This window comes from Burkholderia sp. DN3021, assembly GCF_049805555.1.
Classification (GTDB): Bacteria; Pseudomonadota; Gammaproteobacteria; order Burkholderiales; family Burkholderiaceae; genus Burkholderia; species Burkholderia pyrrocinia_C.
Map to the genome: position 1 here is coordinate 41,791 of NZ_JBNCAB010000001.1, position 25,612 is coordinate 67,402.

The window sequence follows — 25,612 nt, forward strand, 5'->3', positions numbered from 1 at the left end:
GTCCGCCGCGCCTCGTAGCCGCTTCAGAGCCGCTTCGACGGCCGTCCGTTGCCCAGCCGCCAGCCAGTGATCTGCCGTTTTTTTCAATGCACATCACCTGATTTGGATCGCTGATGAATCATCCCTTCCGTCTTACTTCCGCCGCCGCGTTTGCGTGTGCGCTTTCTGTTTCCACCTCCGATGCGTCGGGCCGCGATGCGCTGGCCGATCGGTCGGCAGGTGCCAATGTGTTTCGCTCCGAGCGGCGTGCTGCTGCTCGTGATGACGGGCATGCGGCACGTATGAACCGTCGCCGCGTGCAGTATGCGGCGCCCGTGGAGCGTAGTCCGTTCGATACGCCGGATACGCGGCCGCTGCGTGTGTCGGGCGATAGGCTTGAGGCACCGCCACCTTCGTCGGAGCATGAACCCGATTTGGTGTTGCCCGCGAATCGCGTCGCGCTCGGCACGGGTGGCAGCGATAGTCTTGGTCGGGCGTTGCCTGGATACGAACAGCGCGAGCAGAACTGGAATGAATACCTGCGGGCCAACGGCTCGTGGCCGGCTGGCAGTGGCGGCTCGCATGCGCCGCAGCGCCCGTACGATGCCGCACGTGGTCCGCACGGCGCGCCTAATCCGTTTGATCCGTCTGTGCCGCAACCTGAAACGCGCACGTTCTACGACAACGGCGCGGGCACGCATTGCACGGCAACGGGTGGGGCCGGGACGTCGCGGTCGTCTTGAAATATCGCCTGGTGATGCGCTGGAGCGGCTCAAACCAGGCCCCCCCCCCGCCCCCCGCCCCCCCGCCCCCCCCCGCGGCCGCATCTTGCGGCGTTGCCTTTTACAACTGCGTGATGATCAGCCGGCCAGGCTCAATAACGATTTGCGCCTTTCGGCCCGGGACAAAACACGCATCGTTGATCAGCCACATTCCACCAATCTTCATGTACGGGTAGAACTTCTCCGGCTTGAGGTCCGTTTTCGGCGTACCCCACATTTCCTGGATCGTTACGAAACGTTCCGTCTTCGGTGGTCGTGCTTTATGATTCGGCTTAGCCATGGGCAACTCTCGGATAGTTGGCTGTGGTTAGCGGGTCGTGAGTGTTGGTAGCACTTGCGGCCCGCGCTCGTTTACTGCGGCGGTTTTGATGGTTTGGATTCCTCCTTTGTTGGTGGTTCGGTGGAAACAAGGTTTTGACGTTTGAATCAGGGCGACGGCGTCTCCATCCACGCGCGCGATCATCATCGCTGGACATTGCCTATTAGACAGTGTTCGTTGCTTGGGCACACGTTAGCCGTTGGTTATAGGCACGCAACGAGGTCAATACTCATGGTCATTGTGAGCGCTGATGGTGAACGTGGATCTGTCACAGTGAGTGACTGATCAGAACTTGACGATTCGAAACAATTCGATTGAATCGGACGAACTGTATGAGTTCGTCTCGATGCCGATGCGACTGCTCAATCTTTGTTGTCGTGCGGGGGCACCGGAAATTGCTTACGGATGGTGTCCGATTTCGGCATCTCACTCAGACCGATCTCGACCCGTTTCTGTCTTTCGAAAAACCGGAAAGCCGCCGTCCAACTTACTCGATAACCGGCAACTTTGCTGACGGTCCGGTTGACCAAGAGATTAGCCAACAAGAGCGCCGCCTCGAAGAAGAATGTTTTCAGGAGTATTGCTCACGGCTGTTTTCAACTGAAGTGCCTTGTATAGCATTACTTCGCGACGAATATCCACATCTTCGAGTTCCCATCTGGGATCCCTGCAATATGTCTCGTAGAGATAAACTTCTGTCATCGTGTCCAAGAGAAGAAACAGTCGAATGCAGTTTTCCCTCGTCGCAAACGTTGTATCGCGAAGAAGATGGGCGGCTTGATGGCGATTGAATTCCGCATACGCTGTGCCGCGCCGAGAGGGCTGATAGAGATGGTCGTTAATAATTCTGTCACATGCTCTGCAAAATACGTCATGAAACAAGGGATTTCCTGGACATGGCTGTCGAACATGGGAGGCACCAAAGAACTTCCGAATTTCCTCAAATTCTGGCTTATCACCATTACCTTGATATCCAGACCATCTAAGAATTATCCCCTCGATCACTGGAACAAGAGTCAGGTACGCGCTAGCAAAATTCCCTCGGTAATAGCAAAGCGTCGCCGCCTCGACGAGGTTGGAAAATTCCTTAAAGACTGAATAGTGGCGTATTCTACCGATATTCTGCAACGCTCTTACTCTTGGCTCCAAAGTCATGCCTTCAATCAGGAGCAGTAGCTGATTCTCGCTTTGCGGCATTTGGGATAACAGGAGTGAGGCTGTCGTAACGTCAGACTTTGTAGCCAAGGTTGGCAGACACACTGCATAGATACATAGCCGGTCATTCAATTTCAGAATCTCGCCTATTTCCTCATTCGAGGTAATGCCTATATTTCTCTCCTTCGCATCCTCTTTCCGTTTCTTGCGAGCAATTTGAAGGTGAAGAGAATACGCCTTCGCACTGATTCGGAACCAGTCATCGTCGTCGGCTGCGATTTCTTGCCTGACTAACGAAACTTTCTCTCTCGAAGTAATGCGCGAAATGGCGAGCCTTGCTTTTTCGATGGTCTTCATTAGGCAACGTCTTATGGGAACACCTATATATCCGCCGATTGTCGGCGATCCTATAGGATGTGTCGAGCGTCCTCAACCGCCGACTGCAGCCCGACGCGATCGACCGAGTCGACCCGAAGCGGACCTTCGCCGGGCAGAATTCGGCGCCTGGAAGCGGCCGTTCGGGGCCGAAGATCACAAAAGAGTAGACTTTTTCGCGTGCGGGTGAACCATGTTAACGCGTGAAAAACCACTCCATAAATTCTTCGGCAATCTCCGGCGTCATTTCGAGAGTTGCCTCAGCTAGCTTCGGTTGTCCCTTTGCGACGGCTACTGCCGCAAGCATGCATATGACTAGAGTCTCATCGCACGCTCGTTCAGATACGGCGGCAACAAGCGACGGTAGCTGTGCAAGTGACGAAAAATAGGCTGATTCAAGGTCGGCCGGAACTTGAGTCGCATTCTTGGCACGACAAATTTCAACCCACGTTGGAAACTGAAAGTACGAATGATCCGCTATTTCGGGTGCAGAAGCCAGAGCATGCACTACATGAGGGACTGCTGCAAATGACGCGTCGTATACATCGCCTTGATGCGCCAAAGCACTCCACAGCGAGAACCAAGGTTCCGAATTGTTAGCGGAGGTTGGCACGCCGTCGAGCTGCCTCAATAGGGCAGGAATGTTACTGGCATTACCATACGCGTGCTCAAGTTGTGCCCAACGGGGGCTGTCAAGATCGATCATCGCTTTGATTTTTCATGCGTTTGAGGTGTCACCCGTGTGGACGAATTTTCTCGATACCGGGATATGCAGAACTCAAACCATAGCACCAACCGATGCCGGCGAAATAGGCGCTCTCACGCATGGAGATATGCAGCGCTTGCGGACGTTCGTTCTTTTCAATCGGCCACTAGATAACGGGCTTGGCCAACCGTCTTCGCAACAACAGATGACCGGAAATCGGACGTTGATCAATGGCGGCTCCTGGACGTTCGCCGACCAATACGGCAGTAGCCATTCCGAAGCGACAGTAACTACCTTACAGCGCTACCTGGACTTCAATCCTCGTCTTCGACCCAGAGACACCCGGACAGTAAGGCACCGATTACGAGGACCCCTGCGTCGAACGTCGCGTCGGTAACCGAACACCAGTTGTTGGTGAAGTACTGAGCTTGAACGCCGAATTGGTCAAGAAATTCTGCTGTCAACTGTTCCGCCTGAGCCACGGTCATTAACTCCGCGCGGTACGCTTGATCGCGATGTAGCACCTCAGCAATAAAATAACGCGCCGTACTTTCATCGATTTCACGGTAACAGGCGTCGTCATCGCGCAACTCGAACGCTTTCGCTACAGAAGCGGGACTGGGTGCCGGAAACGGCAAAACTCCGCAGCGTACGACGCCGCAACCACGCAAACGCCTAATGTCTTCGTTGATTCCCAAGGTATTCCTCTTCGGTTTGAAGAAATTGCCGACGATCTGCTCCCGCCTGTCGACTGATCGCAACTGGCCGAACTGAGGCAGAGTGAGGACAAAGGGGCGCGGCGAACTTCCGGCAGGTCTGCTGTCCCCAGGGGCTCACGCCTCTGTTATATAGCGGCTTCCGATGCCTGCTGCCGCATCTTGAAGTGAAGCCTTTTAGCCCCTTGGGACTCTGCCGAACTGGCTTCCCGAGCTACGGACTGAAACTGGATTGCGATCTCCGAGTAACGCTTGGTGAGCCACGACGACACCGGTGTGTTCTGCATTAGGCGCGCAACATATGTGACCGCAATCGGTGTTGGAGTACGGGACGTTGGCCATTCATTTCAAAACTGACGATCTACTTTAACGACGCAAGGTGGATCCTCTAGCATGAAGCGATTAACGAAATCCGGCAAGGATTTGGTTATTTTCGTTAGACCTCACCACCTCAACCACACCCCAAATATCGCTTCATAATATTCTCATCGAACGACTTATTTCCGGACACTTTGCCTCTAAGCAAATAATCAACATCGAGCCCATCCAACCCAATACCATTTCTCTTCGCCGCAAAAATAATTGTCAGAAACGGGTAAGAATAGTAATTTGGATTATCCATTACATCCCAAACCAATCCAGACTTGACCTCCACCACATTAACTACCCTCGGCAAATAAATATTTACCACCTTTTCACACATCCATCGACATGTCGACTCGATCCCAACCTCATCCCGCGGCAAATCAACTGCCCCACCGATATTCGGCGAAAACGACTTTACTTTCTCCATGGATGTATTCATCGCAAAAACCAGACCCGTCGGTATCTTTGGTTTGTATGGAGGATTGCTGTTTTTATAAAAACCCTGAAGATCAGAAGAATCACCAGCAGCAGAAAGAATATAACCGTTTGAATTTTTAAGGAATCTGAATCCGATGCGCCCGTTCCCCACACCTTCCCGGTCGACAATAATCTCACTCCTTGATACTTTGATGCCACTCTCGCCTATATTTTCCTTGAGAGTTTCTTGCAATCTCTTTTCAAATATCTTCTTTAATTCCACACCCATCTTGCATACCTCAATATTTCAATGCACGGAATTTTAAATCATACGAAATACCACGCACCCCAAGCACCTCACCTTCTACTCGATGTCATTTTGTTCGTTATAGCGAATAACTACAGGCTGTGAAGACGCCCCTGCCTTCGTCATTGGCTTCCGCAGTCCGAGGTGCTCGTCTTCTGCAACCTGAGCTAGCTCCGAAGTGATAACGCCAAAATAGTGACAAATGTCATTCCAGTCGCCGTCGAAATCGACGGTTGGGCAGTTGCCTAACTCCGCCCCCCCTCTCCATGTGAGGTGAATTATCGAGTAACGCCCCGACTCTTCAGTGTGAGCACATAGGACGTCATCGTTACCGGTGGCATGTGCTATCACTTTCAGCTTGTACCCATGAAATGGATGGCTCGAATGAAGCTCAGTTTCAAGCTCCGCCTGCATTCGCTCGTGGTCAAAATCACATTCCGAGTGGGGGCGCGCAAATTCGCACCAATCCTCTGGCAACGTCAAGTTGTTCTGTTGTTCCATAAAGCCGACTCCCAACCAAAGCTCAACTGATGGCGACAATGAAAGGCACCTCGCAATACGCAATTCCACTCACGTGGCTTCGCGGCGAAGCGCGTAATTTATATATTTTTAGTGGCGGACAGGGTCTATTCATCTCAAAACTGAAGACCCATCCTAACTTCACGACGCGATCTGCGGCATCGCGTCCGCGCCAGCAGCTACCCGCATGGATTCAATTCATTGGGAGCTCACACCTCTCATTCGCATGAAATCACAATTGTATCGGCTTATACGAGAGCATTTTATCGACAACCTCCTCCAACGACATGTTTTCGTATTTTTTCTGAAAAATGTAATCCATTGCATATGGATCCATCACATTCTTATTCAAAATCTCGATATCAGACTCAGCCTCCTCATCGGAGGCGTAGTTTGATTCCCTCATCCTGCCAACCAAAACAATCAACTCATCTCGACTCATCATTCACTCTCTCAATAATGATATGCAGGGTCCAGTACTTCAGCGTGATATCTAGGTGTTACGATACGCAAGTTGTCCATATCATAAACACCTCCACCATGCTGAATCGGCTCTATATGATGGAGCACATATGAGGTATTTTTACCCACCCCCTGAGTAACTGACGCCTTTGGAGCCAACCCATTAGCCATTCTCGATACATTGGATTTCGAAAATTGACTACTCAAATCGGGATCCATCGAAACCTCCTTCCAGAATTCCGATCTAAAATGATCGAAATCTCTAAAGGAGCGTCCCTTCATCTTGTTTGCAATCGATTCTGGAAAGGCGCCAGCATTCCCATGGGTGCCGCGCAACCATCTTCCAGGAGTCACTTTACGCCCAGTCCCTGTTGCCTGGCCCGGCCCGCACCTTAAGCCCCACGGGTCAACCCAGCTTACCGGGTTCGGCGCGTACATATGGAGATTGATGCCGCCAGCGAGCCCAATCGGATCATGCGTGATGAACCGCCCGATATCCGGATCGTAGTACCGAAACGTGTTGTAGTGCAGTCCCGTCTCACGATCCAGATACTGCCCCTGGAAACGCAGATTCTGTGGTCGCGGCACGTGAGTTGGTGCCGGCGCCAACGCTTGCACATTTCCCCACTCCGGTGTTGGCAACTGCGGCGCCCGCGCGATCCACTCCTCCTGCACCGCGTTACCCCAAACCTTGTAGCGGGCCTGCCAGATCAACTCTCCGTCTGCGTCGGTTAACTCCTCCGGCAACCCCGACACATCGTTGTGGAAATAGTAGACCGCATCCCTTCCATCGGCATCGTTAGCCGCCGGCTTGCCCTGATCGATCCGTGCGAGCGGCACATAGCTATTGGCCTCGTACAAGTACGTCAGCGCTTCCTCACCCTGGCGATCGTGATACGTCTCCTGCACGAGCCGCATGCCGTCCCACAGGAAATCGGTACTCGCGTAACCGCCATTGAGCTTACGAATCCGGCGGCCGAACGCGTCGTATTCGAAATGCGTTGTCGCGATGCCGAGACGGTCCTTCGTCACGACTGTCTTCAACTGACTCCAGTCGTCGTATTCAAGAACCAGCTCTTTCGCAGGCCCGTGACCGCTCAGCTTGCGAACCAGCCGTCCATACGAGTCGTACTCGAAGCGCTTGTCCTCGAACATCTTGAGCCGGTTGTGCTCGACGTAGCCGCCAGGGTGATCGCTCGACACCAGGTTGGCCGCCGCGTCCCAGCGAAACACTTCAGACGGCAATCCCGGCCCTGCCGCCTGTTCAATCCGACCAGTCGGGTCATATTGATAGCTCGTCGTGCCGTGACGCTGATCCCGCTTCTGGATCACGTCGCCCGCTGCATCGTATTGCCACTGCTTAGCAAGCAGATCGTCAGCCGCCCGGCCTCGCTGCGCAGCGTGCCGCGCACGACGCCCAACCGCGTCATATCCGAAATGACTGGTCAGCTTGCCCTGCGTTCGTAGCACCTCCCGATGCAGATCATCGCGTTCTATGTCGGCAACTGCAGCACCGTCAAAACGGATCTGGTGCACGTGTCCCGAGCCGTAATGCAGCCAGTCGATCGTGCGCTCGCCCGAGATTGTGGTGCTGACACGGTTGCCAAGCTCGTCGTACGTATGCGCGAGCCAGCCGGTCGGCGTGTATTCCTCGAGAACCGCTCCGCGCGCGTCGTATTTCAAGCTGACCCGATTCTTCAGCGACGGGCCACGAGCTGCCAGCGTGTACAACTCGGCAGATGCGATTCGGCTCGCCTTGTCGTACAGATACTCACAACGCTCATGCGTCGCTTGCTTCGCCGTCAGTCGCCCGATCGCGTCGCGCTCGTATCGCGTCTCGATCTGCCCATCCCGTACGATCGTGCCTTGCCCGCACACATCGTATTCGTACGTGCGCTTGTGGCCATCGAGGCCGATCTGCGCGGAAACCAGATCGCGACGGTCATACTGAAAGCGATACGCCTCGCGATTTTCGTTGGTCAGGCTCGCGAGCCTGAACGCATCGTCGTAACCGAACCGCACGACACGATTAGCCGCGTCCGTCCGTGACAGCAGCAAGCCGCGCGGATTGAGTTCGTAGCGCGTGCTGCGCTGATTCGCGTCAACGACCTCGACAAGACGCCCGGCCGCGTCGTATCGGAACATCTGACGCGCGCCATCGGCCGTTCCGATCCCAGTGACCCGCCCCATCGCATCCGCTTCGTACACGGTAGACTGGCCCGCCGCATCGGTCACACGCGCAAGCGCGCCACGTGCGTCATACCCGAACCGCGTGACCTTGCCGGAACAATCGGTATACGAAGTCAGCTGCGCACGGCCATTCCACTCGAGGAACTTGTAACCGCCGCGCGCGTCGCGAATCGTGTGCACCAACCCACGCTCATCCCGGTGATACTCGGTCGCGAAGCCTGCCGGATCGCGCGTCATCGTCAGGTTGCCGCGATCGTCGTAGCGGTAGATCCAGCGCGAGTTGGCCGGATCGGTTTCCGCGACAGGGAGGTCGTAGTAAGCGTTCCACTCGGTCCGCTCAACCTGCCCGAGCGCATCGATGCGCTGCGTCTGGCGCCCCCGCTCGTCATATTCGAAGCGGGTCGTATGCCCTGCCGGATCGGTCGTACTGACCAACTGCCGCATCGCATTCCACTCGAATTTCCAAACGTGGCCTTCCGCATCCGTATGGCTCGTCGGCTGCTGATCCTCGTTCCACGTCCAGTGCGTAACGCGACCGATCTGGTCGGTGATCGTCACCGTACGCTGAACAAGGTCCGCATTGAACGTGTACGTCTCACCGTCATCGGTCCAATGGCGCACGACACGCGCGTCGCGGCCGACGCCCTGCCACGCATAAAAGCACTGCAGGCCGCCGCGCAACGTGTGCTGGACCATCAGTCCGTGTTCGTATGCGAAGCGTCGCCCGGTGTGGCCACTGCGATCGGTAACGGCCACCAGTTCGCCGGCATCGTTGTACGCATAACGCACCAGCGTGTCGGGTTGCTCACCGTCCACGCCACGAGTCAGCTCGATCGTGGCAATGCGTCGAGGGTGCGACTCATCGTAGACCAGCGTCAGCATGCGCCCAGCGCTGTCATGCAGCCGCGCAGGCCGCACAACCTCACCAGACGCTTCTTGCTCCACCTCAATCCAGTTACCGTTGCGATCCTCAAGACGCCACAGCTTGAGCGTCTCGCTGTCCGCATCGGTACGGGCACGGCCGAAATCGCGATACATACCGTCGACCGTCTCAACCACATAGTGACCGCCGGCAGTACATATCAGGTAAATGCCTTCGGGAACGCTGAAATGGCTCTCACCCGGCGGCACGGCCGGGAACACGATGTCGCGGCCCTGCTCGTCCCAATACGTGATCGACGTGACCTCGCCATGTTCACACGCAAGCCGCAGCTCGACGCTGATCGGCACGCTCCAGCCCGGCCCGAACAAACTGTCAGCACGATCATCATGGCTGCTGTAAAAACGCCGCCACACGATCGGCAGCGGCCCGGGCAATGTGAAGTCGGTATCGTCCGTGCCGTCGAGAAACTTGCCGCCGGTAATCACGTTGACCGGGTGACCGGCTGACGGCCTCGCCAAACTGCCGAGCCACGTGCCGAAGGCACCGGCCGCAAAATTGATCGCGAGGCAAGGCAGCTTGCCTTTCAGAAACTGCCCCCAACTCATCTTCCCGCGGCCACAAACCGCCAGCGCAATACCGAGCGCCGCGCCCAACCACCCGAGCCGGCTCGCCGACTTGACGTCCCGCACCCTCTGCGTACCACCGCCGATGAAAACGTTATCGGAACCCTCAGCAATCGTCCCGTCGCAAGTCGTCTTGTCGCCGACGCGCGCGGCCGGATGATCGTTGATGTAAACGCTCCCCGACCCATCGGCAATCATCTGCGGGCTGGAGTGATCCAGGCACGCGACGGTATCGAGATCCCCCGGCCGCGCCGCCCGCGCGGCCGCCTTGTTATTGACATAAACGTTCCCCGAACCGCTGGCGATCTTGCCTTTGATCTCGGGTGGCGCGATCGAGTCGGCCAGCGCCTTGGCGCCGTCGTCGATGGCTTCATTCATGCCGCTCGCTTCCATCAGCGCGCCCGAGCCGACCGCCACGCCCACGCCGATCGCGATCACGAGCGGCGTCGCCAACCCTGCCGTGCCGATTTCGAGCGCGGCCAGGCCGACGAACACGAGCCCCTCCATCGCCTCCGCCACCAATGCGCCGACAACGGCACCGCCGATCACCGACCCGACCGTGCCTGCAAGCTCACCCCAGAACGACGTGTGCTGGATCGGGTCTTCGAAGCGCGCGGCCGCGAAGTGTTCCGTGCTCACGACGCGTCACCCGGTCCGAGCAGGGTCGGTCGAGCCGCGCGCGGCTGGAAACTGGCGAGCATACGATCGGCGATCGCCTGCTGCTCTTCGGTCAGCGGTGCCGCGCTGGTCAACGTCATCACCAGCACGCGGCCGGCGTCGTCCGACGGAAACATGGTCTGCAGTTGATGCCAGAGCCGGCCATCCCGCTCGAGCGTGGAATCGATCTGGATGCCCGAACGGCCCGCCACCGTCACTGCCCGGCGCGCCTTCTCGGTAAGCATCTTCGCATCGCGCGACGCCACTTCCCATTCGCGCGCGACGAACGCATCGATATCTTCCCCGTCGCGCAGCCGCCCACGGGCGATCACGAGGTTGAGGCCGCCGGGGCCGGCGTTCATCACGAGGATGTTGACGGTGCGGTCGAACGCCGCGTCCGGCAGTTCGAACGTGCCTTCGTGGATAGCGTAGTGCATGGTTGTGTTCGTGTTATTTGTTGAGATCGATGCGCTGGCCGTTGACCATCACGCCGTCGTCGGTCATCAGGATCACCGAGCCCTTGTGCTCGAGGCGAATGCCTTCGGGCGCAAGCGAGATCGAGCTGTCCTGCACCTTCAGCAGGATGCCGCGCTCGGCCACGTAGACCTGCGTGCCGCCGCCCCCGTCCTTGGCAGGCGTCGTCACCTCGACGGTGGTCGCGGTCGTACTGCGCTTCTCGGCGATCGTCTCGGTCAGGTTGCCCTGCGGAATCTGCTTTTCTTCGCTACCGGTCGCCACCAGGACGGTACGCATCGGCCCGAACACCTTATGCGTCTCGTTGTTCTCGACGACGGTGTTCATGTCCTTCTGCGCGTGCATGAAGAATTCCTGCATGCCGTTCGTGTCGGTCATGCGGATCTCGTTCGACCCCTGCCCCTTGTGCGTCTGGCTCTTGATCCCCATCGTCTGGCCGGCGGCACCGTGGTACGGGTTGCCCTGCTCGCCGTTGAACACGCGGCCCACGATCACGGGGTTATCCGGATCGCCCTGATTGAACGCCACGAGCACTTCCTGCTTGATCCGAGGAATCGCGGCCGCGCCCCAACCGTCGCCCGCCCACGGTTGCGACACGCGCACCCACATCGAGTCGGATCCATCCTTCTTGCCGCGCCGGTCCCACGGGAAGTTCACCTTCACGGCGCTCCCGTTGGTGTAGATTTCCTCGCCCTTGGGGCCGACGACGATCGCCGACTGCGTGCCATGAATCACCGGTTTCGGCGTGGCGCGCGGCGCACGATACGGAATCTTCTTCGGCAGCAACGCGAAGCTGTTGCGGTACGGCAGTTTTGCGCTGTGCTGCGTGTAGTCGTTCACCGCCTCGTGACGCACGTGCAGGATCACGTATTCCTGGTTGTTCTCGAGGACCGGGTGATTCGCCACGTTGACGGCGCCGGCGGTGGTCATGCGCCACGCGTAGCCGCCGCCGGTATAGCGATGGGCCTGCGCCTCCTCGGCCTCCATCGCATACGGGCATAACGATTGCCGTCGTCGCCGTGGTCGTACAGCGACTGGTGCTCGAACCGCTCGGTCGAGTCGAGCCGCGCGTGCTTGAGGTTCTGCGGGCCGGCTTCCACCAGCATCAGCGGCGACGACGGGTTCTGATGATTGAAGTCGCGGAACGTGACCTTGCCGACACCGAAGCGCCGGCCTTCGTGCAACTGGTCGATGCCGCTGTCCTCGCTCGCTTCGGTGGCAGCGAACGGCACGGTCGCCAGCCCGTCGATCGGGCGGAACAGCAAATTCGTGTCGCCGATCACGAGAAAGTGCTTGTCCTTCTCGTAGCGGTGCGTCCAGACCAGCCCTTCCTGCTCCATCAACCGCGCGCAGAAGTTGTAGTAGGACTCCTGGTACATCACCACGTATTCGAGCGGTTTCTGGCTCGTCCGGATGTCGAACACGAAATCGGAAAACCCGTGTTCCTGGAAAATCTCGGTGAGGATGTCCTGCGCGGTCTTGTTCTGGAAAATCCGGCAGTCGGTCGAGCGCGTCAGGAACCAGAACCACGGCACCGCCGTCAGGTGGTACTGCGTGACATTGCCGGGATTGCCGGCCCGGTCGAACGACGCAACGTAGCCGTCGAAGTAACGGTCGTTCTCGCCGGCACCCGACGCAACGACGCGTTCGAGCGTCGACAAGCGCGCCTGCTGATCGAATCGAATCTTGACCTGCTGGCCGATCAGGTCGTCGGGGCGAAGGTCGTGGCGATGCGACAGCAGGTCGAGGTGGATTTCCGGCAGCCGGTTCACGTATTCGTCGACGACGGCGGCGCTGACCAGCAGCACGTCCGGGCCGAGCGGCGTGTCGAGCGTGACGTAGCGATTGAGCTGGGTCAGGCGCGCGGGGTTGGCGGCGCCGTTGATCGCTTCGGCAACCGCGCCGGGCGTCTTGTCCATCAGCGAGAAGCCGGTTTGCGCGAGTTGCAGCGCACGCTGGACGGTGTCGACGTGCCCGGCCAGGCCCGCGAGCGGCCCGACGCTTCCGGCAACACTCGAGGCGACCGGGCCTGCCAGGCCGCCGAGCGCGCTCAAGGAGCCGAGCGCGCTGCCGCCCAAACCATTGGGAATACCCCCGTTCGGAGCGAAACTCATTCTTGTTCCTTGCTTGTGATCTCAGGTTCCGTGGGCCGGCTGGCCGGCCCGAAGCCCCGTTAATGTAGGACAAATTCCGACCGCGCGAAAGGCACCCGCAAACGTTTCCGTTCGCGCCCCGAAAATCGAAAAAACTAGACCAGCGGCTGGACACCGGGGCAGGGTTGGCCGCGGCGCAGCACCGCGCCGGTTTGCGCTGAAAACAGCACAATCTGCACGAAACTTGTTACAGGCACGTGCGGTGCGAAGCATCTCTCGAGGACGTGCGCGAGCCCGCCAAGACTGAACCCGGCGAAACGCTGCTCATCAACCACCAACCGCACTTCGAGCCCCTGCACGAACGCCGACGCCGGCTTGCCGGGCAGCCAGCGCCGAACGCGCGCGGTCGACAACGAGACGAGCGCATCGAAGCGCCGCCCGGCGTCGACCGAGGATTCCGCCCAGCGGGCGCAGAGCCGCGTCAGTTGGGCCAGACCGCCGTTGTCCAGGCGAATCGCCTGCGGCACGAGCAAAGACAATACATTCCACAGCTCTCCGTAGCGGAAAGCGGGCGGCCGGCTCCGGGTCGGCCGGTTCAGCAGCGCGATCGTCCCCACCGGATCGCCCGCGCCCAACGCCAGTTCGCGTTCCCGCATTCCGGACAGGTCGCCCTGGGTACAGGACAGCCGGATCGCCAGTTTGCGACGCCCGGGATCGGCAGGTTGGCCGTCCCGGTCGATCAGTCCCAGTTCGACGCCATGGAGGAGGTCTGCAGTCTCGTCCGGGGACGGTTTCTCGCCCGCCTCTTTGGCCTGGGGATCGACGGGCTTCTTCGGCGCCCGCCGGGCCTCGTCGCGCAACACGGTCCAGTACAGCCCCGGATGGGTGCCCATGCCGTGCTGCAGCGAATGGAACGGTGCCAGGATCGACGTATCCGCGTCGGAAGTCTGACGAACCGTGTCGATCGACCAGATGTTCGTCTGCGATGCGTTTTTCTGCGCAAGCGGCTTCACCGGGTAATACGCGCAACCGGGACGAGTCTCGATCGGCTCGGCGGCATCCGGGAAAAGGTTGATTACGGGCGTACAAAATAAACGTACATGTTCGGCGGTCGCGGCGGCCAGGCGTTGCGCGCGATGAGAGTCCGGATGCACGCCCGCGATCGCCAGGTGCAGCGCGACGCGACGACTGCCGCCGGCGGCCCGCTTGAGTGGGCGTATGTCGAGGTCGACAAAGTCGAAACGTTCCGGAACGGCGCAGTACTCCATCAGCAGGTGAAATGGCCCGAGGGCATCGTCATGCGGTATATCGAGCAGCGCGTCGATTGGCTCGAGGCCGACGGCCGTGAACGGCATGTTCGGGAGACGCTTCCAGCGCCCGGAATCGTCCGTCCCGACGAAACCTCGCACGGCAAGAAGCAAGACGGCGTCCGTGAGTGCCGCGACGATCTCGCGCGCGCCCGTGAAGTGCAGACGCAACCGGTCCGGCACGATCGCGAACGTGGCTTCCGTCGAAGTCAGCGCAAACGTGACGGTCAGCAAACCGGAAGTTTCGGCGGGTAACGCGGCGTCTCGCGGCGCGATCGCCGACGTCGCATAACGCACCGCCGAGACGGTCAGCGGCACAATCGTGACTTCGTCCGTCATGCGAAATACTTCCCGGCCGACCGGTGCGATCAGTTGCTCGCCGCGCGGGATGACATGGGGCCCGGTCCGTTTGCCGGTCAGGTCGCCATGAAATTGCGCAATCGCGCAGGAAGGAAATGAACGCAGGAACGCGCCGTGCAATGTCTCGAGAAGGCCGTGCGTAAACGCGGGCACATCATCCTCGAGGCGGACGTCGTGAGACGACGACATCAATGCGAACGACTGCAACAGACGTTCGACGTGCGGATCGTCGGAATGCTCGCCCGTGATCGCCAGGCGAGCGGCGATTTTAGGAAAACGCTGCGAGAACGTCTGCATCGAACGACGTAGCAGCGCCATCTCGCGTTCGAAGTGCGGGAGCAAATCCTTGGGGTCGATGGCCATACACGTTCCGATCGTCGCCGCGTTCGCCAAACGGCGATGCGGAGTTCAAAAAATCGAGCGGAACGATTCTATTCGGGCAACTGAAAATCTCGTTTCGAATTTATCCAGCGGCCTCCGGTCTTCAATCAACGCTTCAGCCAATGATCCACCCCACATGCCGCGAACATAAAGGCCAGCTGCTTGTGGGCAAGCGCTCGGGTGTCTGCGTGTCAATGATGGCAAACAGTTACAACTGACCACACCATGAAATTCCGATATCCGCGCTTTCAGCAGCATGGCTGAGCAGCTTGCGTGTCGGCAGACGACCCACGCGCAATCGTTGCGTACCAGTGTGCGACGCCCCCCTCACCGCGGCGAAACCACAATCGCCGCCCGCCGATTCTGCGCCCTCCCCGCCGGCGTCCGGTTATCCCCCACCGGATCGCGCTTCCCTTTCCCGACGATCGCAATGCGCTTCGCATCGAGCCCGACATCGACAAGCTCGATCGCCACGACCTCGGCTCGCCGCCTCGACAACTCGAAGTCGTAATCGTCCGCCCCCTCCCCATCCGAGTACCCATAAACCCGAACCCCGTTAATCTCTGCCGACTTGAGCGTGCGCCCGATCCTTTCGACGATCCGCCGCACATCCGGCTTGAGGTTATAGCGATCGAAATCGAACAGGATCGGCCCGGCCGAGCCGAACTCGAAACCCTGTTCGGTCTCCTGGAAACCGGCCGACTTGAGCGTCGTGACTTGCGTCTGCGTCAGCCCACGATGAAGCGGCGGTGTCTTGCAGCCCCCCAGCAGCAAACACAGCAGCAGCAGCGCGCTCGCGACGCACATCCGCCCCACGCTCGCGGGAAAAGAGTTGTTCATTTCGCATCCCCTTCGAGTGCGCCCGCATTGGGCGCACTTTTTGTCATCCGCTGCCGCGGCCTCGCCCGCAGCGCGAAGCGATCAATCAAACCGGTCCTGCGACTCCTTCGGCCAACTGCCACGATCCTGGCCGAGCACGCTTGGCCCGGTACATTGCCGCATCCGCCGCGCGCAGCAAGCCGCTCGCGTCCGACGCATGGTCGGGATACAGCGCAATGCCGACACTCATCATGGTGGCCACCATGCGGCCGTCGGACAACTCGATCGACGGCGCCATACCGGACAATATCTCGTCGGCGATGCGACACACGCTGCCCGTTTCGCGTGCTGCCGCCAGCATCACCGCAAATTCGTCGCCGCCCAGGCGGGCGACCAGATCGGACTCGCGCACCTGTGCGCGCAGCCGCGCCGCGATGCCGACCAGCACCGCGTCGCCGGCGTCGTGGCCGAGGCAATCGTTGATCTCCTTGAAGCGGTCGCAGTCCAGATACAGGATGCCGACCCGCTGGCCCGTCACCCTGGCTTCGCCGAGTGCAAGCGCCAGGCGCGACTCGAACTGCACGCGGTTGGGCAGGCCCGTGAGCGCATCGTGCGTCGCCTTGTATTCGAGCAACGCGTTTTCGTCGCGCAGCATGTTCTGCCAGTCTTCGAGTTCGTCGAGCAACGCGTTGAAGTCGTCGCCGAGTTCGTTCAGCTCCGCGATCGCGACGGGCTCGACCCGCTGCGCGAACGCGCGCTCGCGCCGCACGGCGTGCGCCACGCTGACCAGCGCGCGCAGCGGCGAAACGATGTTGCGCAGCAGACGCTTCGAGCTGACGTACGCGCCGATCACGCTGACCGCCAGGCAACCGAGAATGCCGCCCACGCCGCCGAGCAGGAAGCCGAAGAACTGGTGCCCGCGGCCGCGCACGACGACGTGGCCGACGACGATGCCGTCGTGCATCACCGGAACCGTCACGGGCCCCGGCAGCGCAAGATCGGCGACGCCGCGCTCGAGCCGGGCGACCCCGTTTCCGGCAGGCAACTGCCACGTCGCGAACGGCTGGCCATTGCTGTCCGTGACCACCACCTGCGCCACGTCCTCATCGCTGGCGATCAAGCCGATCGCCTCGTTCGCCGCGACGCGGTCGCCGAACACGAGCGCCGCCTCGACCGTATAACCGAGCGATCGCGCCAGCAGGTTCAGGTTGTTGCCGGCATACGCGCGCAATGCGATCACGGCGACCACGATCAACGACACGGCGGCCATCGCGACGGCAACGAACGCGAGGCGCAGGTGCGCGCGGCGCAACACGCTTTGCAGCGTCGGGCGCGGCACGCGCGAAGGGGAAAAGTGAGGCGCGAACCGTGTCATGGCGCCCCCGGCCGGCGCGCGAGATTGAGCACGTTCGGGTGCACGCGCACGCCACTGCGCGCCACGGCGTCGAGATTGATGTCGAACGACACGCGTTCGCCGTCGACATTGAGACAGAACATGCCGCCTGCGGTGCAGGACGGATCGTGTTCCGAGATCGTCAGAACCGGATGGCCGGCCACCGCGGCTCTCACCCGCGTCCTCTCGTCGTCGCTCAGGGTGCCGAGGTAGACGACGTCGCAGGCCATGCCTAGTGAGGGATCGTCGAAGCGGACGCGCTGCACGTCGAGCAGCGTCGAGCCGGCCTGCAGCGTGTCGGTCAGGCCGCGCGCGTAGTCGGGCCGGCCGGTGACGCACAGATGCAGGCGGACGGGCGTCGTCGGCCAGCGCGTGAAGCTGATGATGCCCAGCACGACCTGACGCACGGCGGAGTCGTGTGACGAAACGGCAGGATCGACGGGGCTCGCGGTGGCGACGATGCGCATTGTGTCAGGCGAACCGTCCGCATCGGCGGGATCCTCGACGAGCACGGCGGATGCCGCACCCAACACGCAAACGATTGCGATCAGCGCATGGCGCAGCGAAGCAGCCCGGCCGGGCCGGCCGGACGTCGTCCGCGCGGCGATTGCCGCCGCGCCCGTTGGCGTCGTTGCAGTCGCAAGACTGGCAGCCGCCGCGCACACTCTCGCATCCATGATGGAAACATCCGCTGGCGTTGCCCCCGGCGTTACCCTCTGCCTTCAACCATGCGCGCGCAGGCGCCGTATCACGAGCATGATTTCTTCATCTTAGGTACAAAGTCGCGCGACCAACCAGTGGGAAACACCCGCTAGAAACGTCGGAACGTATGGAGAATTTGCGCTGCGCGCGACGATGGTGATAAGCACGGCATCCATCGTCGGTTCGGCATGGACGGCAGCGAATTGATCAGCAGATTGGGCGCGCGGCTAGCTCACACTGCCCCGCCCTCATCCCGGCGGAGCAGAGACTTTGCATCCGCGCCGCAACGCCAACCGGCGGCCGCGCGCGACATACCACCATTGTTCGGGAGTTGCATCGATCAGAACCGCCAATCCTGCTGGTGCACGAATTCCTCGAGATCGATACATGGAATCTCGAAATGCGCGCAGACATTGGGTATCTTCGCCGCATGAGGTTTGACGACAAGCCCTTCATTCGCGTGCTGCCATCCTTCCTCGGTCACGACCGTCCCCTGGCGGATCTTCGCGCAGGCGATGACGAATGGATCGGCAACCGGTGTTCCCTTAAGACGCTGCTGTTGGCCAATCAGCGCCTGAAAATGCTTGACGCGCAAAATCGCGGCGACAAACCGCAGCTCATCCGCGTTCGGCATCGTGAACAATGATCGATGGCCTTTCACCCACGCCAATACATCTGCACTGACGTGCCTGTCGCTCGATCTCGTTCAAGACTTCTCTGGTCGAAATCAGACGCCGTTGGCCAACGAGTTTTTCGATGCCGTCCCAGATGCTTCTGAACACACGCGGATAGAAATGCTGAAGTGATCGAATGGAGCTGGTGTCGAACACATAGATCACGCACCGGCCCCGTGAAGAACATGCTCTTCAAATCCGGCAAAGCTTTTCGGCTTGATGCCAAGAAAATCGGCAGCCTGCTCCAGCGTGATCTGATGCCGATAGTGACGGCCGACGACCTCCCGGGCAAAGCGGTCGCTCAGATAGGCGCCTTGATTCGCATAGTAGCTCCCGCCCGTTGCCTCTCTCTGCTGGGCTGACCAGATCCCGGCCTTATGTTCATAGAAAGCCTGGCCAACTCGGCCCTGATCCAGCAATCGCCGCAGCACAGCCTCCCGGCTCACGCCAAAATGGCTCGCCAACTCGGCGAACGCCTCGTCGGAGGCAGACTCGACATCGACGGGAAGCCGTACCACGAACGTGTCAAAAGCTGCGTGCAGGATCAGTACCTCCGCCGCTATCGCGTTGCAGAATCGCTCGATCTTCCTCTCGGTTTGAGGAAGCGCATCGATGTAGCCGGGAGCGAGCTTGCTCAAGCCGTTCATGTTCAAGAGCAAGTGCGCGAGTTCATGTAGCAGACTGAATATCTGGCGCGTCTTCGTCGTGCCGTTGTTCAGATAGATGATCGGGAATGCATCGTCCATCAAGCAGAAACCCGAGATCTCGCGCTGCTTGAATGACGACTTGAAGACAAAGACGCCTGCTTCCTCTACGGCCCTTCTCCATTGCTTGAGAGCGAGCTCGTCGTTGCGCCAGGATGTCTGCTCGACCAGCGTGATGCCGAGCGCATCGCGAACGCGCCCGGCTTGTAAGGGCACGGGCTCCGACAACGACAGGGCCAGTGATTGCCAGATCATGTCACGCGCGGGATTGCGCCCATCGAACACCTCCCGCAGCGATAGCTGGAATGCCTGCGCCTGTCGGATCTGCAGATAGGTATCGCGGGCGAGCGACCGCATGTCCGCTTCGGGAAGTGTCCGAAATTCGCGCTGCGGTACTTTCTCGTCGGGCGGAGCGGGAAGGAAAAAAACGGCGAGCGGCCGCTTGAAAATCTGATACGCGAGCTTCTCGAGCTGGGTGTATGTCGGTGCGCCTGTTCCCGCCTCCCAATCGGCCACTTCGCTCGACGGAATCCGAAGCATGGTCGCGACTTCATCGATCGACAGCCCGACCGTTTCCCTCGCCCAACTCAACACTTCCGGCTGCACGCCTGCGACGGGTTCTCGTTTCATCCCTGTTTCTCTATCAATTCAAGAGGCCAATATCGTCAGCATGACAGATGCAGCTCCCGCTCACCGCCGGTGCGTCCAACGCGTACGAAACGCCCGCGCCGGCCGCGGCTTGGGCCACCGTCCTCTACCGGTCAGGCGAACCCATTCTAAATCATGGAGTTACGCGTTTGCGAGACGACTGTCCATCGTCGACATACGCCAGAAAGACGAGAATGCCGCCAGGAACTCCGCGCCTTGGCGCGTTCCACAATGTCGCGAATCGTGAAGCACCAATCCGGTAAGCCATGACCTGGTTCTGCAGATCGAACGGCATCGAGAGTATCCTGACGGACAGTCGCACGTCGGCGTAACCTTTGGGCATGGGTCTCGCCCATTCATTAACGTACAACCTCCATCAATCGCCATCTCCACCCCATGGATTTCGACGTCATCGTTCTCGGCGCCGGCATCGTCGGCGTCTCCGCCGCGCTGCACCTGCAGGATCGCGGCCGCAAGGTCGCCCTCGTCGATCGCGGCGCGCCCGGCGAAGGCACGAGCTTCGGCAACGCGGGGTTGATCGAGCGCTCGTCGATCGAACCGTATCCGTTCCCGCGCAGCCCGTTCACGCTGATGCGCTATGCGCTGAACCGTTCGACCGATCTCTACTGGCACAGCGCGTCGCTGCCCGCGTTCGCGCCGTGGCTCGCGCGGTTCTGGTGGGAATCGGCGCCGCTTCGTCATGCGGCAGCCTCGCGCGACATGCTGCCGCTGATCGAGCGCTGCCTCGTCGAACACGACGCGCTGATCGCGCGGGCCGGCGCCGGGGAACTCGTGCGCGCGAGCGGCTGGCTCGAAGCCTTTCGCACGCCGGCCGCGTTCGAACGCGGCGTAGCCGAGGCCGGACTCACCGCGCGCCGCCACGGGCTCGGCATCACGCCGCTCGATGCCGCCGCGCTGCTCGCGCACGAACCGAGCCTCGCGCCCGGCTTCTGCGGCGCGCTGCACTGGCTCGATCCGAAAAGCGTCGTCGATCCGTCCGCGCTCGTCAAAGCGTACGCGCAGCTCTTCGTGCAAGGCGGCGGCACACTGCTGACCGGCGACGCCGCGAGCCTTCACGCGCTGTCGCCCGGCTGGCAGGTCAGCACGCAGGACGGCACGGCCGCCGCACCGGCCGTCGTCGTCGCGCTCGGCCCGTGGTCCGACACGGTGTTCGGCAAGTTCGGCTACAAGATCCCGCTGCGCGAGAAGCGCGGTTATCACATGCACTACGCGCCGTCCACGCGCGGCGTGCCGTCGGCGCCGATCGTCGATCGCGAATACGGCTACGTGATCGCGCCGATGCGGCGCGGGCTGCGGCTGACGACCGGCGTCGAGATCGCGCGGCGCCGCGTGCCGCCGACCGGCGTGCAGCTCGAACGCGCGGAACGCGTCGCGCGGCCCGTGTTCGGCTTCGGCGAGCGGCTCGACCCGCAGCCGTGGCTCGGCTTCCGGCCGTGCACGCCCGACATGCGCCCGGTGATCGGCCCCGCGCCCGCGCATCGCGGGCTGTGGTTCGCGTTCGGGCACAACCATCACGGGCTCACGCTCGGCCCCGTCACCGGCCGGCTGCTGGCCGAGATGATGACGGGCGAGACGCCCTTCACCGATCCGGCGCCGTATCGCGCCGACCGCTTCTGATTCTGAACGCGTAGAAAATCAACGCACGCGCTCAGTCGAGCGCGCGGCCGAAGATGCGGATCACTTCGTCGAGATGGTCGGCCATCGCGCGGCGCGCGGCCTCCGGGTCGCGCGCGCGGATCGCGTCGAGGATCGCGCGGTGTTCCAGTTCCGACCGGTGCGGCATGTCGTTCGGCATGTACAGCGACTGCAGCCGCTGGAACATCAGGTCGTACTTGTGCGCGAGCAACTGCTTGATCATCAGCGCATATGCGGGGTTGTCGCTCGCCTCCGCGATGCGGATATGGAACAGCCGGTCGCCCGGATGCGTGAGCGAGCCGCTGCGGTTGTCTTCCTGATTGCGCAGGAACGCTTCGTGGATCCCTTCGATCTGCTCGTCCGAGCCGTGCGTCGCGGCGAGCGACGCGGCTTCCGGCTCGATCAGTCGGCGCGCCTGCAACAGCGCGAACGGCGGGATTTCGGTGTCGAGGTCGAGCGCGATGCCGAGTTCGGGATCGATCTCGACGACCGTGAACGGCGCGGCCTTCGCATCGGGCTCGGGCTCGGGCGCGGCAACCGTTTCGGGATGGCGCACCTTCACGCCGTCGCCGACGCGCACGCTGACGAGCCCGCTCACTTCGAGCGCGATCAGCGCCTCGCGCACCGACGTGCGCGACACGCCGAACTGTTCGGCCAGTTCGCGCTCGGGCGGCAGATAGCTGCCGGGCGGAAAATCGCCGGACTCGATCATCGCACTGAGCTTGTCGGCGATCTGCTGGTAGAGGCGGCGGTTCTGAATCGGCTGGATGGACATACGTTTGACGCTGGTAATCGGTTTCGGTCCGACGAATCGCGCAGACCGTTCGCGCCTATTTTATATGCCGGGGCCCGTGCACCGGCCTGCGCATCGATGCGGCTGCAACCATCGAACGCCATGGTGCCCGCCGGCCTTCGTCCGACGAAGCCGCGCACTCACGCCGGCACCCCGTAACATTGCGCGGCCGTGCCGCCCCACAGCGCGTTGCGCTCGGCGGCCGACAGCCGCGATTCGGCCCAGCGCTCGACGATCGACGCGACTTCGTCATACGAAGCAGCAAGCAGGCACACGGGCCAGTCCGACCCGAACATCAGCCGCTGCGGCCCGAACGCGTCGAGCGCCGCATCGAGGCACTGCTCGATATGCCGGATGTCCTGCGCGCGCAGGCCGCGCCGCCAGTCGGTCTCGGTCACGAGCCCCGACAGCTTGCACGCGACATGCGGCATCGCACCCAGTTCGCGCAACGCCGCGCGCCAGCGCGGCAGTGCGGTTTCGTCGCGCTCGAACTCGGCCAGCGCGGGCTTGCCGACGTGATCGAGCACGAGCCAGTGCGCATCGTGCCGCGCGCAGAACGCGCGCACGTCCGGCAACTGGCGTTCGAACACGAGCACGTCGTACACATAGCCGTTCGTCTGCAGCCACGCGACGCCGCGGTTGAAACCGGCATCCGCGACGAACGCGCCCACGTCGGCTTCGTCCTGCACCTGATGACGAAAGCCGCGCAGCTTCGGGCTGCGCGATTCGGCGATACGGTCGGCAAGCTGCGGCGCACCGAGATCCTCCCAGCCGACCACCGCCGCGATGCGCGCATCGTTACGGGCGAGATCGAGCAGGAACGCCGTCTCGTCGCGCCCCGCGCGCGCCTGCACCGCGATCGACGCGCCGATCGCCTGCGCACGCATCAGCGGCCACAGCGCGTCGGGCAGGTAGTCGCGCGCCAGCACGCCCATCCCGGCGCCGATCCACGGATAGTCGGCCGCGCGATAACGCCAGAAGTGCTGATGGGAATCGATACGCACTGCGCCCATGGTGTCCTCGTGTTCCGCTCCGGCAAGCCATCTCACGCCGCCGCACACGCTACCCGCCGCGTGCGGCGAAGCCATGACACGGCAATCAGTCGTACAGCGCCGCCGCGACCTTCGGATCGTCGATATTGGTCTTGTCGTACCAATAGAAACCGGTATCGATGACCTTCGGCAGTTTCTCGCCCTTGATCGCCTTCACGGCCGCCTCAACCGTCTTGTAGCCGATCCCGACCGGGTTCTGCGTGATCGCGCCGGCCATCAGCCCGCTGCGAATCGCGTCCTTCTGCTGCTTGCCGGAATCGTAGCCGACGATCACGACCTTGCGCTTCATTTCGCGCACGCCGTTGACCACGCCGATCGCCGAGCCTTCGTTGGTGCCGAACAGCCCCTTGAGCTTCGGATACCCTTGCAGGATCGACTTCGTCACCTCGGTCGACTTCAGCTGGTCGCCTTCGCCGTACTGCACGGTCACGACCTTCACCTTCGGGTGCGCTGACTTCATGCGTTCGAGAAAGCCGTCGCGGCGGTCGATGCCGGTGCGGCTCGTCTGGTCGTGCGCGACCACGGCCACCTCGCCTTCGTCGCCGATCAGCGCTGCGAGCTTGTCGGCAGCCAACGACGCGGCGGCCTTGTTGTTGGTCGCGGCGGTCGTCACCGGGATGTCGCTGTCGACGCCCGAGTCGAACGCGATCACCGGAATCTTCTCGGCCTGCGCCTTCTTCAGCAACGGCAGCGCGGCCTTGCTGTCGAGCGCCGCGAAGCCGAGCGCGGCCGGCTTCTTCGCGATCGCGGCCGACAGCATGTCGATCTGCTTGTCGACCATCGCCTCGGTTTCGGGGCCTTCGAACGTCACCTTCACCTTGTAGTCCTTCGCGGCCTGCATCGCGCCCGATTTCACGGCCTGCCAGAACTGATGCTGGAAGCCCTTCGAGATCAGCGGGATGTAGGTTTCCTGCGCCTGCGCGCCGGCCGTGACGCCAACGGCGAACGTCAGCCCGACGATCGCGTTCAACACCTTGCTCCTGATCACTTCGCGTCTCCTTGGTTGGTATCTGCTGGGATGCCGGCCGGGCCGGCGGTGAAGCGGATGCTCTTGCGCGTCAGCGGCGCCGACGGCGCAGGATGTCGACATAGACGGCGAGGATGATGATCACGCCCGTCACGACCGTCTGCCATTCCTGCGCAACCGACATGATGCGCAGGCCGTTGGTCAGCACGCTCATGATGAACGCGCCGATGATGGTGCCGACGATGCTGCCCGCGCCGCCCGACAGCGACGTGCCGCCGATCACGACGGCCGCGATCGCATCGAGCTCGTAACCCTGCCCGAGCGCGGGCTGCGCGGAATTCAGCCGCGACGCGATCAGGAGCCCGGCGATCCCGCACACCGCACCGCTGAACGTGTAGACCGCGATCTTCCACGCGTCGACGTTCACGCCGGACAACCGCAGCGCTTCCTCGTTGCTGCCGAGCGCGAACGTGTAGCGGCCGAAGATCGTCCGGTTCAGCACGATCGATGCGCCGACCGCGACGAGAAACAGGATCAGCACCGCGTTCGGAATCGGCAGCGCGGGAATCAGGTTGCCGATCAGCGAATCCTGCGCGATCGACGTGAAGCCCGGCGTGTCGTTGAAGTAGATCGGCCGCGTGCCCGAAATCACGAGCGACAGCCCCTTGAGCAGCATCATCATGCCGAGCGTCGCGATGAACGGCGGCACCTTCATCTTCGCGATCACGTAACCCGACACGCAGCCGGACAACGCGCCGAAGCACAGCGCGGCCAGGATCCCGAGCGGCAGCGGCATCCCCCACTTCGTCAGCACGACGCCGGCCATCACCGCGCAGAACGTCATCAGCGTGCCGACCGACAGGTCGATGCCCGACGTGATGATCACGTAGGTACAGGCCACAGCCAGCACGCCGTTCACGGCGGTGGCCTGCAGAATCGTGACGAGGTTGTCGACTTCGAGGAAGTTCGGCGACGCGATGCTGAAGAACACGATCAGCAGCACGAGGCTCGCGAACGCGAGCAGCTTCTGCCGCGCGGCCGGGTTGAAGAAGCGGGCGCGGAAGCCGGATGCGCCGGCCGGCGAATCGCCGGAAGCGAGGGGCGGAACGGGATGCGTATCGTTGGACATGATC

21 protein-coding genes and 1 pseudogene are annotated in these 25,612 nt (G+C 61.4%); 2 read left to right on the plus strand and 20 right to left on the minus strand.

Features of this window, described 5'->3' with window-relative positions:
- Positions 1-113 precede the first annotated feature (113 nt).
- Positions 114-722: a hypothetical protein gene (locus tag ACPUER_RS00250; RefSeq protein ID WP_425130027.1), complete on the plus strand. Its 609-nt coding sequence runs from the start codon at positions 114-116 to the stop codon at positions 720-722.
- Positions 723-822: 100 nt separating this feature from the next.
- Here ACPUER_RS00250 and ACPUER_RS00255 read toward each other — a convergent pair whose 3' ends face one another.
- From ACPUER_RS00255 to ACPUER_RS00330, 16 genes and pseudogenes are all read right to left on the minus strand, one after another.
- Positions 823-1,041, minus strand: coding sequence for a hypothetical protein (locus tag ACPUER_RS00255; protein ID WP_175959706.1), 219 nt, complete (start codon positions 1,039-1,041; stop codon positions 823-825).
- Positions 1,042-1,614: 573 nt separating this feature from the next.
- The gene (locus tag ACPUER_RS00260; protein WP_425130028.1) at positions 1,615-2,592 is read right to left on the minus strand and encodes a hypothetical protein; all 978 of its coding nucleotides are present in this window, start codon (positions 2,590-2,592) and stop codon (positions 1,615-1,617) included.
- A gap of 214 nt (positions 2,593-2,806) precedes the next feature.
- Positions 2,807-3,316 carry a hypothetical protein gene (locus ACPUER_RS00265; protein WP_425130029.1) on the minus strand — a complete coding sequence of 170 codons (510 nt, stop codon included), beginning with the start codon at positions 3,314-3,316 and terminating at the stop codon, positions 2,807-2,809.
- 314 nt (positions 3,317-3,630) lie between these two features.
- The gene (locus ACPUER_RS00270; protein ID WP_425130030.1) at positions 3,631-4,014 is read right to left on the minus strand and encodes a hypothetical protein; all 384 of its coding nucleotides are present in this window, start codon (positions 4,012-4,014) and stop codon (positions 3,631-3,633) included.
- 469 nt (positions 4,015-4,483) lie between these two features.
- On the minus strand, positions 4,484-5,104 hold the full coding sequence (locus tag ACPUER_RS00275; protein ID WP_425130031.1) for a hypothetical protein: 621 nt from the start codon (positions 5,102-5,104) through the stop codon (positions 4,484-4,486).
- A 75-nt stretch (positions 5,105-5,179) separates the two neighbouring features.
- Positions 5,180-5,623 (minus strand): hypothetical protein, encoded by a 444-nt coding sequence (locus tag ACPUER_RS00280; RefSeq protein WP_425130032.1) that lies wholly within the window; start codon positions 5,621-5,623, stop codon positions 5,180-5,182.
- A gap of 471 nt (positions 5,624-6,094) precedes the next feature.
- Entirely contained in the window at positions 6,095-10,438 is a 4,344-nt protein-coding gene (locus tag ACPUER_RS00285; protein ID WP_425130033.1) for an RHS repeat-associated core domain-containing protein, read from the minus strand.
- Complete coding sequence (locus ACPUER_RS00290) at positions 10,435-10,893, minus strand: DcrB-related protein (protein WP_425130034.1); 459 nt, start codon at positions 10,891-10,893, stop codon at positions 10,435-10,437. Before ACPUER_RS00290 ends, ACPUER_RS00285 begins: the two co-directional genes overlap by 4 nt.
- Positions 10,894-10,906: 13 nt before the next feature.
- Positions 10,907-13,044: pseudogene (locus ACPUER_RS00295) on the minus strand (type VI secretion system Vgr family protein).
- Between the two features lie 134 nt (positions 13,045-13,178).
- Complete coding sequence (gene tssF / locus ACPUER_RS00300) at positions 13,179-15,053, minus strand: type VI secretion system baseplate subunit TssF (protein WP_310132444.1); 1,875 nt, start codon at positions 15,051-15,053, stop codon at positions 13,179-13,181.
- A gap of 345 nt (positions 15,054-15,398) precedes the next feature.
- On the minus strand, positions 15,399-15,911 hold the full coding sequence (locus ACPUER_RS00305; protein WP_175962269.1) for an OmpA family protein: 513 nt from the start codon (positions 15,909-15,911) through the stop codon (positions 15,399-15,401).
- A gap of 85 nt (positions 15,912-15,996) precedes the next feature.
- The gene (locus tag ACPUER_RS00310) at positions 15,997-17,265 is read right to left on the minus strand and encodes a diguanylate cyclase domain-containing protein (protein WP_425130035.1); all 1,269 of its coding nucleotides are present in this window, start codon (positions 17,263-17,265) and stop codon (positions 15,997-15,999) included.
- Positions 17,262-17,960, minus strand: a complete 699-nt coding sequence (locus tag ACPUER_RS00315) for a YfiR family protein (RefSeq protein WP_425130036.1) — start codon at positions 17,958-17,960, stop codon at positions 17,262-17,264. The genes ACPUER_RS00310 and ACPUER_RS00315 overlap by 4 nt, the downstream gene beginning before the upstream one ends.
- Positions 17,961-18,325: 365 nt before the next feature.
- On the minus strand, positions 18,326-18,619 hold the full coding sequence (locus ACPUER_RS00320) for a DUF4411 family protein (RefSeq protein WP_425130037.1): 294 nt from the start codon (positions 18,617-18,619) through the stop codon (positions 18,326-18,328).
- A complete protein-coding gene (locus ACPUER_RS00325) occupies positions 18,603-18,824 on the minus strand; it encodes a DUF4411 family protein (protein WP_425130038.1) in 222 nt (73 codons plus the stop codon). Before ACPUER_RS00325 ends, ACPUER_RS00320 begins: the two co-directional genes overlap by 17 nt.
- A complete protein-coding gene (locus tag ACPUER_RS00330) occupies positions 18,821-19,993 on the minus strand; it encodes an ImmA/IrrE family metallo-endopeptidase (RefSeq protein WP_425130039.1) in 1,173 nt (390 codons plus the stop codon). The genes ACPUER_RS00325 and ACPUER_RS00330 overlap by 4 nt, the downstream gene beginning before the upstream one ends.
- Positions 19,994-20,407: 414 nt before the next feature.
- Between ACPUER_RS00330 and ACPUER_RS00335 the strand changes: the two genes are divergently transcribed.
- The gene (locus tag ACPUER_RS00335; RefSeq protein ID WP_425130040.1) at positions 20,408-21,649 is read left to right on the plus strand and encodes an NAD(P)/FAD-dependent oxidoreductase; all 1,242 of its coding nucleotides are present in this window, start codon (positions 20,408-20,410) and stop codon (positions 21,647-21,649) included.
- 31 nt (positions 21,650-21,680) lie between these two features.
- Here ACPUER_RS00335 and ACPUER_RS00340 read toward each other — a convergent pair whose 3' ends face one another.
- From ACPUER_RS00340 to ACPUER_RS00355, 4 genes are all read right to left on the minus strand, one after another.
- Entirely contained in the window at positions 21,681-22,442 is a 762-nt protein-coding gene (locus ACPUER_RS00340) for a FadR/GntR family transcriptional regulator (RefSeq protein ID WP_425130041.1), read from the minus strand.
- Positions 22,443-22,600: 158 nt separating this feature from the next.
- Positions 22,601-23,473, minus strand: coding sequence for an amidohydrolase family protein (locus tag ACPUER_RS00345; protein ID WP_425130042.1), 873 nt, complete (start codon positions 23,471-23,473; stop codon positions 22,601-22,603).
- 85 nt (positions 23,474-23,558) lie between these two features.
- The gene (locus ACPUER_RS00350) at positions 23,559-24,500 is read right to left on the minus strand and encodes an ABC transporter substrate-binding protein (protein ID WP_204421785.1); all 942 of its coding nucleotides are present in this window, start codon (positions 24,498-24,500) and stop codon (positions 23,559-23,561) included.
- A 70-nt stretch (positions 24,501-24,570) separates the two neighbouring features.
- Positions 24,571-25,608, minus strand: coding sequence for an ABC transporter permease (locus ACPUER_RS00355; protein ID WP_425130043.1), 1,038 nt, complete (start codon positions 25,606-25,608; stop codon positions 24,571-24,573).
- Positions 25,609-25,612: the final 4 nt, after the last annotated feature.